Source organism: Streptomyces sp. NPDC049577, from assembly GCF_040675635.1.
Lineage (GTDB): Bacteria > Actinomycetota > Actinomycetes > Streptomycetales > Streptomycetaceae > Streptomyces.
Window position 1 is genome coordinate 1 of record NZ_JBFAPH010000187.1, and the last position, 13107, is coordinate 13107.

The following is a 13107-nucleotide window of genomic DNA, read 5'->3' on the forward strand; positions in this document are numbered from 1 at the left end:
ACGACGCCGGCCCGGTGGTGCCGGTGGGTAGCACCGGGGCCGCCTTCTCGCCGGGGGAGTACGAGAAGGCGGCAGCTCGGGGGCCGGGCGGGCCGTCCCCCACAGGGGTGAGCCTCGAGCGTTCCCCGGAGCATGCACGAGCGAGGGCCGCAGCGCAATGGTCCCGGCTGCCCCTCCCGCCGCTCCCCCGCCGCCGTTCCCCCAGTGACCCCGGCCCCCGGCGCGCCGTTGTAGTACCGCCAACCGCCGCCAGCAGGGAGCCGCTCCGTGCCCGGAACCCGTGACCACGCCCGCGACGACGCCGCCGAGAGGGAATCCCTCGATCCGGTGAGCGACGTCGTGCGCTGGGCGGCCTTCAGCTGTGTCGTGGTCCCGGTGGTGCTGCTGATGTGCGGTCAGTCCTTCGGCGGAGCCGCCGGCACGGCGACCGGCCTGGTCGCCCTCACCTGTGTCTGCCGGGTGCTGCTGCGCCAGTCCGCGCGGGCGGCCGCCCGGGTACCCGCGGAACAAGCGATGCCGCACCGCGGCCGGCACGGCCGGACGGGGGCCGGCTCCCATCGCGGAGCCCGCCACCAGAGCTCCGGCAACCCCCTCGGCTGACCCTCTCGCACGCCTGCACCCGTAGGTTTTCAGCCAACTTCAGGCCGAGTTCCTACCCTTGCCCGGGGCCCCTTCCAACAGCCGGTCGACCAGCAAGGAAAGGACCGCTGAGGGCGGGTGCCGCCTACTCGGGGAGGGGCTCCGGGAGAGGCGTACTTTTCACCGGCGCCTGCAAGTGCAACGCTTCGTGATCGAACGCTTCGCGCCAAGTTGTCATGTCGACATAGAGCCGGGTGGTGAACTGGTCACCGCGTCTCGATGCGACGCAGTAGATTCGATCTTGGCCATGACCGGCGGGGGAACCGTTCAGGACCGAGGGGAAACGTGCAGGACCGAGAGGACTCGACCGCCGAGGGGGGCTTAGCGCCATGAGCCAGGACTCCACGACCGTACCGGAGACCGCGCGCAAGCTCTCCGGACGCCGCCGCCGGGAGATCGTCGCAGTGCTGCTTTTCAGCGGCGGCCCCATCTTCGAAAGCTCCATTCCGCTCTCCGTGTTCGGAATCGACCGACAGGACGCAGGAGTTCCTCGCTACCGCTTGCTGGTGTGCGCGGGCGAAGATGTGCCATTGCGAACGACCGGCGGACTGGAATTGACCGCACCGTACGGCCTGGAGGCACTCTCCAGGGCCGGCACCGTCGTCGTACCGGCCTGGCGGTCGATCACCCAGCCGCCGCCCGCCGCCGCACTCGACGCGCTGCGCCGCGCACACGAGGAAGGGGCCCGCATCGTCGGGCTGTGCACCGGCGCCTTCGTACTGGCCGCGGCCGGCCTGCTGGACGGCAGGCCCGCGACCACCCACTGGATGTACGCGCCCACGCTCGCCAAGCGCTATCCGTCGGTCCATGTGGACCCGCGGGAGCTCTTCGTCGACGACGGCGACGTGCTGACCTCCGCGGGCACCGCCGCGGGGATCGATCTGTGCCTGCACATCGTCCGCACCGACCACGGCGCCGACGCCGCGGGGGCCCTGGCCCGCCGCCTCGTCGTGCCGCCGCGGCGCAGCGGCGGGCAGGAGCGCTACCTGGACAGGTCTTTACCGGAGGAGATCGGCGCCGACCCGCTCGCCGAGGTCGTCGCCTGGGCGCTGGAGCACCTCCACGAGCAGTTCGACGTGGAGACGCTCGCCGCCCGCGCGTACATGAGCCGTCGCACGTTCGACCGGCGGTTCCGCTCGCTCACCGGCAGCGCGCCGCTGCAGTGGCTGATCACCCAGCGGGTGCTCCAGGCACAGCGGCTCCTGGAGACCTCGGACTACTCCGTGGACGAGGTCGCCGGGCGCTGCGGCTTCCGCTCGCCGGTGGCGCTGCGCGGCCACTTCCGGCGGCAGCTGGGGTCCTCCCCGGCCGCCTACCGGGCGGCCTACCGGGCCCGCCGGCCGCAGAACGGCGCGGCGGAGAGAGCGGAGCGGGCCGAGCGTGTGGAGCGGGGCGAGCGCGGTGAGCGCTTCGAGCGCACCGATCCGGTGGAGACCCGGGGCGGGGAGGCGTCGCTGATGGCGATGCGGCGGACGGCCATGGCCGGCGCCCACGCCGTCTCCGGCATGCCGCTCGGCGGGGCGGCCGGTCCGGGCGGGCCCGGTGGCCCGGGCGGACCGGGCGGACCGGCCGGCCCCGGGGGTCACAGCGGGCATCCGGGGCATATCCCCCATATGCCCGGCCATGCCCCCGGGCACGGCCCAGGCCATGGGGCGAATGCCGCCGATCCCGGCAAACCGGAGACGGACCTCTACAGTCCACGGCTGCCCGGCCAGCGGGAGCGCCCCGTAGGGTGAGGCACATGAACGATCGCATGGTGTGGATCGACTGCGAGATGACCGGGCTCTCGCTGTCGGACGACGCGCTCATCGAGGTGGCCGCCCTGGTCACGGACTCGGAGCTGAACATCCTCGGCGACGGTGTGGACATCGTGATCCGCCCGCCCGCCGAGGCCCTCGTCACCATGCCCGAGGTGGTGCGCCAGATGCACACGGCCTCCGGGCTGCTCGCGGAGCTGGACGGCGGGACCACGCTGGAGGACGCCGAACAGCAGGTCCTCGCCTACATCCGCGAGCACGTCCCGGAGGCCGGCAAGGCCCCGCTGTGCGGAAACTCGGTCAGCACCGACCGCGGTTTCCTGCTGCGGGACATGCCGGCGCTGGAGCGTCATCTGCACTACCGGATCGTCGACGTCTCCTCCGTCAAGGAGCTGGCCCGGCGCTGGTACCCCCGGGCGTACTTCGGCAGCCCCAAGAAGGTGGGCAACCACCGGGCGCTCGCCGACATCCGGGAATCCATCGCCGAGCTCCGCTACTACCGCGAGGCGATCTTCGTGCCGCAGCCCGGTCCGGACTCCGACACCGCGAAGGCCATCGCGGCCCGGCACGTCCTGCCAGCTCAGGCATAGTGACGCAGCTCGCTCCCGGCGCGCCGAAAGCTGGGAGCGAGCACCCCTCAGGACCCTGTACACTTTTTCTCGGCCGGTGGGAAACACGGAAACAAACACCGGACACGGTGGGTATAGCTCAGCTGGTAGAGCACCTGGTTGTGGTCCAGGATGTCGCGGGTTCGAGTCCCGTTACTCACCCTGAAGGCGAGGGCCCCGATCCGCGGAAGCGGATCGGGGCCCTCGTCGTTCCCCAACCGCGTGTGCCCCGCGCGTTCGCGACGGCCTTTCAGCTGTGCGCTCCCTCCTAGGAGTGAGCCCCGTCCCGGTCGGGGGGAATCCGCCCCCGCCGCGGGAAGGCCAGGTACATGACCGGCGGCACGGGGAACGGCGGACGGCGGGCGGTGGTGCTCGCCGTGGTCGGCGTGCTCCTCGCCGCGACCCTCGCCGCGCTCGGCGGCTGCGCCGCGGACACCGGCGACCGCTCCGGCAGGATCACGATCACCGTCGGCACCTTCGGCGTCTTCGGCTACAAGCAGGCCGGCCTCTACGCCGAGTACGAGCGGCTGCACCCCGGCGTGACGATCAAGGAAAACGTGATCGAGCGCAACGACACCTACTACCCGCAGCTGCTCACCCACCTCGCGGCGGGCAGCGGGCTCTCCGACATCCAGGCCATGGAGGTGGGCAACGTCCACGAGCTGGCCACCGCGCGCGGTGATCTCTTCGAGGACCTCTCCCGGGCCCCGGGCGTGCGCCGCGGCGGCTGGCTGGACTGGAAGTGGGCACAGGCCACGACGCCGGACGGCCGGACCATCGGGCTCGGCACCGACATCGGGCCGATCGCCGTCTGCTACCGGAAGGACCTCTTCCGGCGGGCCGGACTGCCGGCCGACCGGGAGGCGGTGGGCCGGCTCTGGGCCGGGGACTGGAGCGCCTACCTCCGGACCGGCGAGACCTACCGCGCGCACGCCCCGGCGGGCACGGTCTTCACCGACTCGGCGGCCGGGATCTACAACGCGTCCGTCCACTCCTACCCCGTCCGCTACTACGACCGCGCCGGAAAGCCGGTCTACCGGCACGCCGAGGCGGTCCGCACCTCCTGGGACCTGGCCGTACGGGCGGCCCGGGAGGGGCTGACCGCGCGGCTGAAGCAGTTCGAGAAGCCCTGGGACCAGGCCTACGCGAACGGGCGCTTCGCCACCGTGGCCTGCCCGCCCTGGATGCTGGGCTACATCAAGGAGAAGTGCGGCGAGGCCGGCCGGGACAAATGGGATGTGGCCGCCGCGCCCCGGCCCGCCAACTGGGGCGGCTCCTTCATCGGCGTACCCCGGGCGGCCCGGCACCGCGCCGCCGCCGTCGAGCTCGCGGTGTGGCTGACCGCCCCCGAGCAGCAGGCGAAGGTCTTCGCCCGGCAGGCCGCCCTTCCCTCCACCCCGGCCGCCTACGCCCTGCCCCAGCTGCGGAACGCCCGGAACCCGTACTTCGGCGACGCCCCCATCGCCGCGATCTACGCGGCCGCCGCCCGGAACGTCCCCACCCTGGTCCTCGGCCCGAAGGAGCAGCAGATCGGCACCGCCTTCACCGACGTGGGCATCCCGCAGGTGGAGCAGCAGGGCAGAAGCCCGGAGGCGGCCTGGGCGGCGGCGCTGAGGGAGATCGAGAGCGCGGTGGACGCGTGACGGCGCCCGCGACCACGCCGGTCGAGGGCGCGCGGGAGCCGGAGAAGGAGCCGGGGAGCGCCCCCGGCGCCGGCGGGCACCGCCCGGCGAGCCCCTGGCGCGGCCGGCTCTGCCGCTGGGACCTGCGTTTCGCCCCGTACGCGTTCGTCGCACCGTTCTTCCTCTGCTTCACCGCCTTCGGGCTCTTCCCCCTCCTCTACACGGGCTGGGCCTCGCTCCACCGCGTGGAACTGACCGCGCCGGAGCGGATGGAGTGGGCCGGGGCCCACAACTATCTGCGGCTGCTGGGGGACGGGTTCTTCTGGAACGCCCTGCGCAACACCGCCCTCATCGGCGTACTCTCGACGGTCCCCCAGCTGCTGATGGCGCTGGGCCTGGCGCAGCTGCTGCACTACCGGCTGCGCGCGGCCACGTTCTGGCGGGTCGCACTGCTGACCCCGTACGCCACCTCGGTCGCGGCCGCCACGCTGGTGTTCGTCATGCTCTACGGGCGCGACTACGGGATGGTCAACTGGGCGCTGGGCGCGGTGGGCGTCGGCCCCGTGGACTGGCAGAACGGTGTCTGGTCCGGGCGCGTCGCGGTGTCCACCATCGTGGTGTGGCGGTGGACGGGCTACAACGCGCTGATCTATCTGGCCGGCCTCCAGGCCGTACCGGACGAGCTGTACGAGGCGGCGGCGCTGGACGGGGCCTCGCGCCGCCGGCAGTTCCTGCACGTGACCCTGCCGGCGCTGCGGCCGACGATCCTCTTCACGGTCGTCGTCTCCGCGATCGGCGCGACACAGCTCTTCGGCGAGCCCCTGCTGTTCGGCGGGGCGGGCGGCCAGAAGGGCGGCGCCTCCCGCCAGTTCCAGACGCTGGGGCTCTATCTCTACGAACAGGGCTGGTACAACTACCACCTGGGGCGCGCCTCGGCCGTCGCGTGGACGATGTTCCTGCTCCTGCTGCTGGTCGCGGCGGGGAACGGGCTGCTCGTGCGCCGGCTGTGGAAGGAGCGGTGAGCGGACGCGATGACGGTCACGACCTCCCCGGCCGCGACTTCCCCGGCGCCGGCTTCCCGGGCCCCGGCTTCCCCCGCCCCCGCCCGGCGGCAGCGGGCCGGGCCCCTCTCCTACGTCCTGCTGTCCCTGTTCGCGGCCGGCTCGCTCTTCCCGCTGGTGTGGACGGCGGTGGCAGCCTCGCGGGACGACACCCGCCTGGCCCGGACCCCGCCGCCCCTGTGGTTCGGCGGCAGGCTGCCGGCGAACCTCGGCAGGGCCTGGACCGAGGCGGGCATGGGCCTGGCCCTGGCCAACACCGTGCTGGTGGCCGGGACGGTCGCGCTGGGCACCGTGCTGTTCTGCACGGTCGCCGGCTTCGCCTTCGCCCGGCTGCGGTTCCGCTTCCGCAAGGGCCTGCTGCTGCTGACGATCGGCACGATGATGGTGCCGCCGCAGCTGAGCGTTGTGCCCCTGTTCCTGATCGTCGCCCGGCTGGGCTGGACGGACCGGCTGCCGTCCGTGGTGCTGCCGACGCTGGTCAGCGCCTTCGGCGTGTTCTTCATGCGGCAGTACCTCACGGAGGCGCTGCCCGCCGAGCTGGTGGAGGCCGCCCGCGTGGACGGCGCGAGCAGCTGGCGGCTGGTGTGGCACCTGGTCCTCCCGGTCGCCCGGCCGGCGATGGCCGTGCTGGGCATGCTCTCCTTCGTCCAGGCGTGGAACGACTTCTTCTGGCCCGTCATCGCGCTGACCCAGGAGAACCCGACCGTCCAGGTCGCCCTGACGGGCCTCGGGCGCGGCTACGTACCCGACCAGGCGGTGATCATGGCAGGTGCGCTGCTGGGCACGCTGCCCCTGCTGCTCGCCTTCGTCCTGTGCGGCAGACAGATCGCCGGCGGCATCATGCGCGGTGCGGTCAAGGGCTGATCCCCCCACGTCCCCTCCCTCTCTCCTTCCTCGGAGCGCTGTCATGACCGTGAACTTCCCACCGGACTTCCTCTGGGGCGCGGCGACCGCCGCCTATCAGATCGAGGGGGCGGCCCATGAGGACGGCCGCACCCCTTCCATCTGGGACGTCTTCTCCCACACCCCCGGCCGGACCCGGGGCGGCGACACCGGGGACATCGCCACCGACCACTACCACCGCCGCCGCGAGGACGTCCGGCTCATGGCGGAACTGGGCCTCGGCGCCTACCGCTTCTCCCTCTCCTGGCCGCGCGTCCAGCCGACCGGGCGCGGCCCGGCCTCCCGGCGCGGCCTCGACTTCTACCGCGCGCTCGTCGAGGACCTCCTCGCCCACGGCATCACGCCGGTGGCCACCCTCTACCACTGGGACCTGCCCCGGGAACTGGAGGACGCGGGCGGCTGGCCCGCCCGCGAGACCGCGCACCGCTTCGCCGACTACGCCCACCTCGCCGCCGAGGCACTGGGCGACCGCGTCGAGCTGTGGACGACCCTCAACGAGCCCTGGTGCAGCGCCTTCCTCGGCTACGGCTCCGGAGTCCACGCGCCGGGCCGCACGGACGACGAGGCCGCGCTGCGGGCCGCCCACCACCTCAACCTGGCGCACGGACTGGGCGCACGGGCGCTGCGGGCCGCCCTGCCGGGGGGCGGCAAGGTGCTCGTCACCCTCAACCCCGCCGCCGTACGGGCCCGGACGGAAACCCCGGAGGACCGGGACGCTCAGCGGCGCGTGGACGCGCTCGCCACCCGTATCTTCACCGGGCCCATGCTCCGCGGCGCATACCCGGCCGACCTGCTCACCGACACCGCGGCCATCACGGACTGGTCGTTCGTCCGCACCGGCGACCCGGACATCATCAAGCACCCCCTCGACGCGCTGGGCATCAACTACTACGCACCGACAGTGGTATCAGCCGCCACTGACAACGCCCCCTCGCCCGCCGACGGGCCCTCACCCTGGCCCGGCTGCACCGGCCGCGTCGCCTTCCACCAGGCGCCCGGCAAGCGCACCGCGATGGACTGGACCGTCGACCCCACCGGCCTCTACGACCTGCTGATGCGCTTCACCCGGGAGGCCCCCGGCCTTCCGCTGGTGGTCACCGAGAACGGCGCGGCGTACGACGACAAGCCGGACGCGGACGGCGCGGTGCACGACCCGGAGCGCGTCGCCTATCTGCACGCCCACCTCGAAGCGGTGCTCCGCGCCCTCGGCGACGGCGCGGACGTGCGCGGCTACTTCCTCTGGTCGCTGCTCGACAACTTCGAATGGGCGCACGGCTACAGCAAGCGCTTCGGCATGGTCCACGTCGACTACACCACGCTGACCCGCACCCCGAAGACCAGCGCCCACTGGTACGCGAAGGTGCTCCGCACGGGGCAGCTGCCCACCGCCTGACGCCTCGGTCCTCGGTCAGTCGAAGACGGAGGGAGGCGGGGCGGGCGACGGCTTGGCGTCCGCGTCGGTGACGGGTACCGCCCCGCCCGTGAAGGCGTCCAGGTCCCGGCCGTGCTCGACCCGCCCCTGATGCGGGTCGGTGGCCGCCCGCCGGGTCAGCTCGGCGACCGGCAGTTCACGATCCGCGGCGAGCAGCACAGCGTTGCCGAACCGCCGCCCCCGCAGCACCGCCGGGTCGGCGGTCAGGCACAGCTCCGGGAAGACGGCCCGGGCGGTGGCGATCTGCGCCTTGAGGTGGGCCAGCGGCGGCCCGTCCGCCAGATTGGCGGCGTAGAAGCCACCGGGGCGCAGGGCGCGCCGCACCTCGCCGGCGAACTCCACGCTGGTGAGGTGCGCGGGGGTGCGGGCGCCGCTGAAGACGTCCGCGATGATCAGGTCGGCCCAGCCGTCCGGCACCCGGGCCAGCCCCTCCCGGGCGTCGCCGCCGCGCACGCGGATGCGCCAGCCGCCGTCGAGGGGCAGTTCGCGCCGTACGAACTCGACCAGCGGCGCGTCGATTTCGACGATCTGCTGGGTGGAGCGGGGCCGGGTCGCGGCGATGTAGCGGGCGAGCGTGAAGGCCCCGCCGCCGAGGTGGACGACCTGGAGCGGTCGTCCGGGCGGCGCGGCGAGATCGGCGATGTGGCCGAGGCGGCGCTGATAGGCGAAGTCGAGGTACGCGGGGTCGTCGAGGTCGACGTGGGACTGCGGCGCCCGGTCGATGAGCAGCGTCCAGGCGCGCGGCCGGTCACGGTCGGGCACGAGCTCCGCGAGACCGCCGGTCACCGACGCGACCGCCGTCGGCTCCGCACCCCGTGCGCGCCCCTTCTGCCCTCTGCCTTTCGCCACGCGTCCAGTATCTCCCGGCCTCGGGCACCACGCGGTCGGGTGACGGCGGCACGGCACGCGGGCGGGCCCGCATGCGGCGCTAGCGGCAGCGGTCGACGGCCTCGATGGTGCGCGCCGCCTCGCCGAGCGCGGCGCGCAGGACGACCGGGTCCGTGGCGGAGGAGAAGGCCGCGTCCGGCGCGACCAGCCAGCCGGCGCCGTTGACGGGCGGCTCGGCGATGCCCGCGCGGAGTCCTCTGCCGAGGGTCTGGGTGCAGGCACTGCCCGGCATGTCCCAGCCGTCCGCCGTGCCGGCCGGCACCAGGAAGCCGAGGGTGTCGCAGGTGCCGTCGTGCAGCACGGGGCCGACGCCGTCGCGCAGCCGGAGGATGTCGACGGCCTCCAGGCCCTGCCGGGCCGGGACGGTGACGAGGTCGCACGGCCGGCCGTCGTCCGCGCCGGGCGGCGGGTACGAGGAAGGACCGCGATCCTGTCGCGACCGGCGCAGGGCCGTCGCTCGCGAGCCGCCGATATCCACTCCGGCCTCCACCACGGGAAACCCCTCCTCCGCACGTGTCGCTTCGCTCAAAGCGGTTCAACGGTTCAACGCCGTGGGGACGTCAACGGCTACGGCGGCATGCCGCCGCAAAGGATGGCAGTTCATGGCGGATGACAGGTGGGATATCCGTTTTGTAGCCAAACAAGATGTTGCGGGCCCGGGCGAGCCGGTACGGTCTTGACCGCCAATCGGCAGCACAGCCGCCCGCCCCGCGGGCATCGCGCGGGGCGGCTCGCCAGGGGGAGGGTCCGGCCATGGCGTCGCCCCACGCGTCCTCGTCTCCGCGTCGGAACAGTCCAAACGCTCCGAACGCAGCCTTCCGGGCGTTGCGAGGCTCGCTCTCACCAGGAGAGTTCGCGGCGGCCGTACGCCGGGCGGCCCGGGAGATCGGCGAACACGTCTCGTGTGACGCGCGCTACATCGGGAGGGTGGAGTCCGGGGAGATCCGGTGCCCCAACTACGCCTACGAGCGCGTGTTCCGGCACATGTTCCCCGGCCGCGAACCGGCGGACATGGGGTTCCTGCCGCGCGAGAAGGTGCGCGGAAAGGGGGCGCACAGGAAGAGCGATGCGCCCCCTGCTCAATCCGAGAGCCCCTGTCAGCACGGTCGCGGCGCCCCCGGCAGCCACGACAGCCACGACAGCTTTGACAGCAGCAAGGAGAGCGACGTGTTGCGTCGCGCGTTCATGACCTCCGGCACGGCCGCCATGGCCGCCGTCTCCCTGGGCGCCGCGCCCGCGCAGCGGCACGCGGGCGAGGCGGAGGCCACCGCCGTGGAGGAGGCGGTGCGGGAGATCCGGTTGCTCGACGACCGGCACGGCGCCGACGCCCTCTACCGGCGCGCCGCCCGGCCGCTGCGCGCGGCGTACGAACTGCTCGACGCCGACACCCGCCGGCAGTCGGTCGCCGACCGGCTCTACGCGGGCGCGGGCGAGCTGGCCATCTCGGTGGGCTGGCTGGCCCACGACTCGGGCCGCTTCGACGACGCCCGCTCGCACTACGCGGAGGCCCTCGCCACCGCCCGGGTCTCGGGCGATCCCGCACTGGAGGCGCACGCCTTCTGCAACACCGCCTTCCTCGCCCGCGACGCCGGGCGGCCCCGCGAGGCGGTCCGGGCCGCGCAGGCGGCGCAGCGCGCGGGGCGGCAGCTGCCGTCCGCGCGGCTGATGTCTCTGCTGACCCTGCGGGAGGCGGGCGGCTGGGCGCTGCTCGGCGACCGCTCGTCCTGTGAAGAAGCGTTGCTGCGGGCCCGGTCGCTGTTCGAGCGGGGTCCGAGCGAGGCGGACCCCGAGTGGATGACCTTCTTCGGCGAGGCGGAGCTGGAGGGCCTGGAGGCCCAGTGCTGGTCCGCCCTGGCCGACTGGTCGCGCGCCGTGCGGCACGCGGAACGGGCGGTGGCCCTGGTCGATCCGCACTTCACCCGGAACCTCGCCCTGTACACCGCCCAGCTCGCGGGCGACCTGGTCCGCGACGAGCAGCCGGAGGCGTCCGCCGAGGCGGCCGGGCGGGCGCTGGACCTGCTCACACAGGTCCAGTCGTCCCGGATCCGCGCGATGCTGAACACCACGGCCCGCCGGCTGCGGCGGCACGCGGGCGAGCCGGCCGTCGCCGCGCTCCTGGCCCGCCGGGCCCAGGTGACGGCGGCGGGCTGACGTCACCGGCGGCCGGCCGCCCGTCCTCCGCCGCGACGAGCGCCCCGCCGGTTCCTCGCCACGCCGGTCGCCCGCCGTGGCGACGGAAGAGCATGCGGCCGGCCTGTGCGGACGGGGCGCGCACGGTCCGGCGCGGTGGCACCGTCAGGCCAGGTGGCCGGTGTCGTTCCAGCGCTCGATGGCCGGGGCGTCGTAGGCCCAGCCGAGGATGGACAGCGACGTGGGGTCCAGCCGGATGCGCGCCGCGAAGGAGGCGTCCAGGCCCAGCCAGCGGGCACCGATGACACGCAGGATGTGGCCGTGGGCGAAGACCATGACGTCGCGGTCGGCCGAGCGGGCCCAGGCCACCGCCTCGTCCGCGCGGGCCGACAGCTCCGCCAGCGTCTCGCCGTCCGGCACGCCGTCGCGCCAGATGAACCAGTCCGGGCGGTCGGCCTTGATCTCGGCGGGGGTCATGCCCTCGTACGCGCCGTAGTCCCACTCCATCAGCGCGTCCCAGTCGGTCGCGCGGCCACCGAAACCGGCCAGCTCGCAGGTCTCCTTGGCGCGCGCGAGCGGGCTGGTGCGCACCTCGACGCCCGGCAGCCCGTCCCAGGGTGCCCGGTGCAGCCGCTCGCCCAGCAGCTTGGCCCCGCGCCGCCCCTCGTCCAGGAGCGGGATGTCCGTGCGGCCGGTGTGCTTGCCGGACAGCGACCACTCGGTCTGTCCGTGCCGGGCCAGCAGGATGCGCGGTGCCATGGAGTGCGCCCCTTCACAAGGTCTCGAGGTCTCGGTCCGTTCCGCTTCCATCATCACTCACGCCGTGGCACCGCTCACATCCGCCTCCGGCCGCCGCGGGCAACCCCGCGGCCCTGGAGGACGTCTGTTCCCCCGTGCCGCACCGCCCGCCGCCGAACAGCAGCCGAACTCGGCGTTCAGCCGAAGTCACGGGGCGGTGTGCGAACGGTGCGGCGTACACCGTACGGTGGCATGCGCGCTTGTTGGCCGCCTGAACACATGCCCGAACACATGGAGAGCGTCCGGATGTACCGCACCGCAGCACTCGGGAAGCGGCCGCGCTGGTGGACCGAACTGCCACTGATCGCCGTGGTGTACGGGCTCTACTCGGCGGGCCGGCTGCTGGTCCGGGGCGACGTGCAGTCCGCCGTGGATCACGGCCTGGCGATACTCGACCTTGAAAAAACGTTCAGGCTGAATCTGGAGCACCCGCTCAACCGGCTGCTCACCGATCATCCGGCGCTCGGCATACCCGCCGACTTCGCCTACGCCTCCCTGCACTACCTGCTCACCCCGGCGCTGCTGATCTGGCTCTTCCGGAGCCGGCCGGAGCACTACCGCCGGCTCCGCACCTGGCTGATGATCTCCACGCTCATCGGCCTCATCGGCTTCACCCTGCTGCCCACCTGCCCGCCCCGGCTGCTCGACGCCGGCTACGGGTTCGTCGACACGATGGCCCAGTACGGCTCGTACGGCTGGTGGGGCGGCGACGCCAGCGCGCCGCGCGGCCTGGGCGGCCTGACCAACCAGTACGCCGCCATGCCGAGCCTGCACGTCGGCTGGGCCCTGTGGTGCGGTGCCGTGCTGTGGCGGCACGGCCGCTCGGTCTGGACGAAGATCGCGGGCGTCGCCTATCCGCTCGCCATCACCCTCGTGGTCATGGGCACCGCCAACCACTACCTCCTCGACGCCGTCGCCGGCGCGGGCGTCATGGGCATCGGCTTCCTGCTGGCCGGGCCGGCGCTGCGGCTCGTCGACCGGCTGCGCGGGCGCCTGGGCCGGGCCGCCTCGGACCGCGCCCTGTCCGATCTCGCGGCGGCCACGGCCGATGCGCCCCCGATTGTCGGTGGCGGATGCGAGACTGCGGCGAGCATCCCGGACACCCGGGCGCCGGAGAGACATCGCGAGGCTGACGCCAGTGACCAGTTCCCCCGACAGCCGGCCCGAGACGAGGCCGGCGACAGCCGCACCGACGGCGCTGCGACAGCGGCTCGCTGAGCTGCGCGGCCCCGCCGTCCCGCCGCGCCCGCTCGACGCGCGCGCCCTCGC

General features: G+C 73.5%; 12 protein-coding genes and 1 tRNA gene. 10 read left to right on the forward strand and 3 right to left on the reverse strand.

Going from position 1 to position 13107, the window contains the following annotated elements:
* Positions 1-327: 327 nt before the first annotated feature.
* The 8 genes from AB0K09_RS20795 (at position 328) to AB0K09_RS20830 (ending at position 7983) form a co-directional block, all read left to right on the forward strand.
* Positions 328-600 (forward strand): hypothetical protein, encoded by a 273-nt coding sequence (locus AB0K09_RS20795; protein WP_366066875.1) that lies wholly within the window; start codon positions 328-330, stop codon positions 598-600.
* Positions 601-968: 368 nt separating this feature from the next.
* Positions 969-2375: a helix-turn-helix domain-containing protein gene (locus AB0K09_RS20800; protein ID WP_366066864.1), complete on the forward strand. Its 1407-nt coding sequence runs from the start codon at positions 969-971 to the stop codon at positions 2373-2375.
* 5 nt (positions 2376-2380) lie between these two features.
* Positions 2381-2986, forward strand: a complete 606-nt coding sequence (gene orn, locus AB0K09_RS20805) for an oligoribonuclease (protein WP_366066865.1) — start codon at positions 2381-2383, stop codon at positions 2984-2986.
* A gap of 107 nt (positions 2987-3093) precedes the next feature.
* A tRNA-His gene (locus AB0K09_RS20810) sits at positions 3094-3166 on the forward strand.
* A 167-nt stretch (positions 3167-3333) separates the two neighbouring features.
* Positions 3334-4647 carry an ABC transporter substrate-binding protein gene (locus AB0K09_RS20815; protein ID WP_366066866.1) on the forward strand — a complete coding sequence of 438 codons (1314 nt, stop codon included), beginning with the start codon at positions 3334-3336 and terminating at the stop codon, positions 4645-4647.
* A complete protein-coding gene (locus tag AB0K09_RS20820; RefSeq protein WP_366066867.1) occupies positions 4644-5648 on the forward strand; it encodes a sugar ABC transporter permease in 1005 nt (334 codons plus the stop codon). Before AB0K09_RS20815 ends, AB0K09_RS20820 begins: the two co-directional genes overlap by 4 nt.
* Positions 5649-5657: 9 nt before the next feature.
* Complete coding sequence (locus AB0K09_RS20825) at positions 5658-6551, forward strand: carbohydrate ABC transporter permease (protein WP_366066868.1); 894 nt, start codon at positions 5658-5660, stop codon at positions 6549-6551.
* Positions 6552-6594: 43 nt separating this feature from the next.
* A complete protein-coding gene (locus AB0K09_RS20830) occupies positions 6595-7983 on the forward strand; it encodes a GH1 family beta-glucosidase (protein ID WP_366066869.1) in 1389 nt (462 codons plus the stop codon).
* A 15-nt stretch (positions 7984-7998) separates the two neighbouring features.
* On the opposite strand, the gene AB0K09_RS20835 is transcribed toward AB0K09_RS20830, so the two are convergent.
* Both AB0K09_RS20835 and AB0K09_RS20840 read right to left on the reverse strand, forming a co-directional pair.
* Positions 7999-8871, reverse strand: coding sequence for a fused MFS/spermidine synthase (locus AB0K09_RS20835; protein ID WP_366066870.1), 873 nt, complete (start codon positions 8869-8871; stop codon positions 7999-8001).
* Between the two features lie 79 nt (positions 8872-8950).
* Entirely contained in the window at positions 8951-9403 is a 453-nt protein-coding gene (locus AB0K09_RS20840; RefSeq protein ID WP_366066871.1) for a hypothetical protein, read from the reverse strand.
* Between the two features lie 260 nt (positions 9404-9663).
* On the opposite strand from AB0K09_RS20840, the gene AB0K09_RS20845 reads away from it, so the two are divergent.
* Entirely contained in the window at positions 9664-11061 is a 1398-nt protein-coding gene (locus AB0K09_RS20845; protein ID WP_366066872.1) for a tetratricopeptide repeat protein, read from the forward strand.
* 144 nt (positions 11062-11205) lie between these two features.
* Here the strand turns inward: AB0K09_RS20845 and AB0K09_RS20850 are convergent, their stop codons facing one another.
* On the reverse strand, positions 11206-11799 hold the full coding sequence (locus tag AB0K09_RS20850; RefSeq protein WP_366066873.1) for a histidine phosphatase family protein: 594 nt from the start codon (positions 11797-11799) through the stop codon (positions 11206-11208).
* A gap of 258 nt (positions 11800-12057) precedes the next feature.
* Between AB0K09_RS20850 and AB0K09_RS20855 the strand changes: the two genes are divergently transcribed.
* Positions 12058-13056 carry a phosphatase PAP2 family protein gene (locus tag AB0K09_RS20855; RefSeq protein ID WP_366066874.1) on the forward strand — a complete coding sequence of 333 codons (999 nt, stop codon included), beginning with the start codon at positions 12058-12060 and terminating at the stop codon, positions 13054-13056.
* The last annotated feature ends 51 nt before the right edge of the window (positions 13057-13107 follow it).

Excerpts from the sequence above, each read along its gene's own strand:
- AB0K09_RS20830 (WP_366066869.1), top strand. The coding sequence starts at position 6,595 with ATGACCGTGAACTTCCCACCGGACTTCCTCTGGGGCGCGGCGACCGCC.
- AB0K09_RS20825 (WP_366066868.1), top strand. The coding sequence starts at position 5,658 with ATGACGGTCACGACCTCCCCGGCCGCGACTTCCCCGGCGCCGGCTTCC.
- AB0K09_RS20815 (WP_366066866.1), top strand. The coding sequence starts at position 3,334 with ATGACCGGCGGCACGGGGAACGGCGGACGGCGGGCGGTGGTGCTCGCC.
- AB0K09_RS20850 (WP_366066873.1), bottom strand. The coding sequence starts at position 11,799 with ATGGCACCGCGCATCCTGCTGGCCCGGCACGGACAGACCGAGTGGTCG.
- AB0K09_RS20855 (WP_366066874.1), top strand. The coding sequence starts at position 12,058 with ATGCCCGAACACATGGAGAGCGTCCGGATGTACCGCACCGCAGCACTC.
- AB0K09_RS20845 (WP_366066872.1), top strand. The coding sequence starts at position 9,664 with ATGGCGTCGCCCCACGCGTCCTCGTCTCCGCGTCGGAACAGTCCAAAC.
- AB0K09_RS20800 (WP_366066864.1), top strand. The coding sequence starts at position 969 with ATGAGCCAGGACTCCACGACCGTACCGGAGACCGCGCGCAAGCTCTCC.
- orn (WP_366066865.1), top strand. The coding sequence starts at position 2,381 with ATGAACGATCGCATGGTGTGGATCGACTGCGAGATGACCGGGCTCTCG.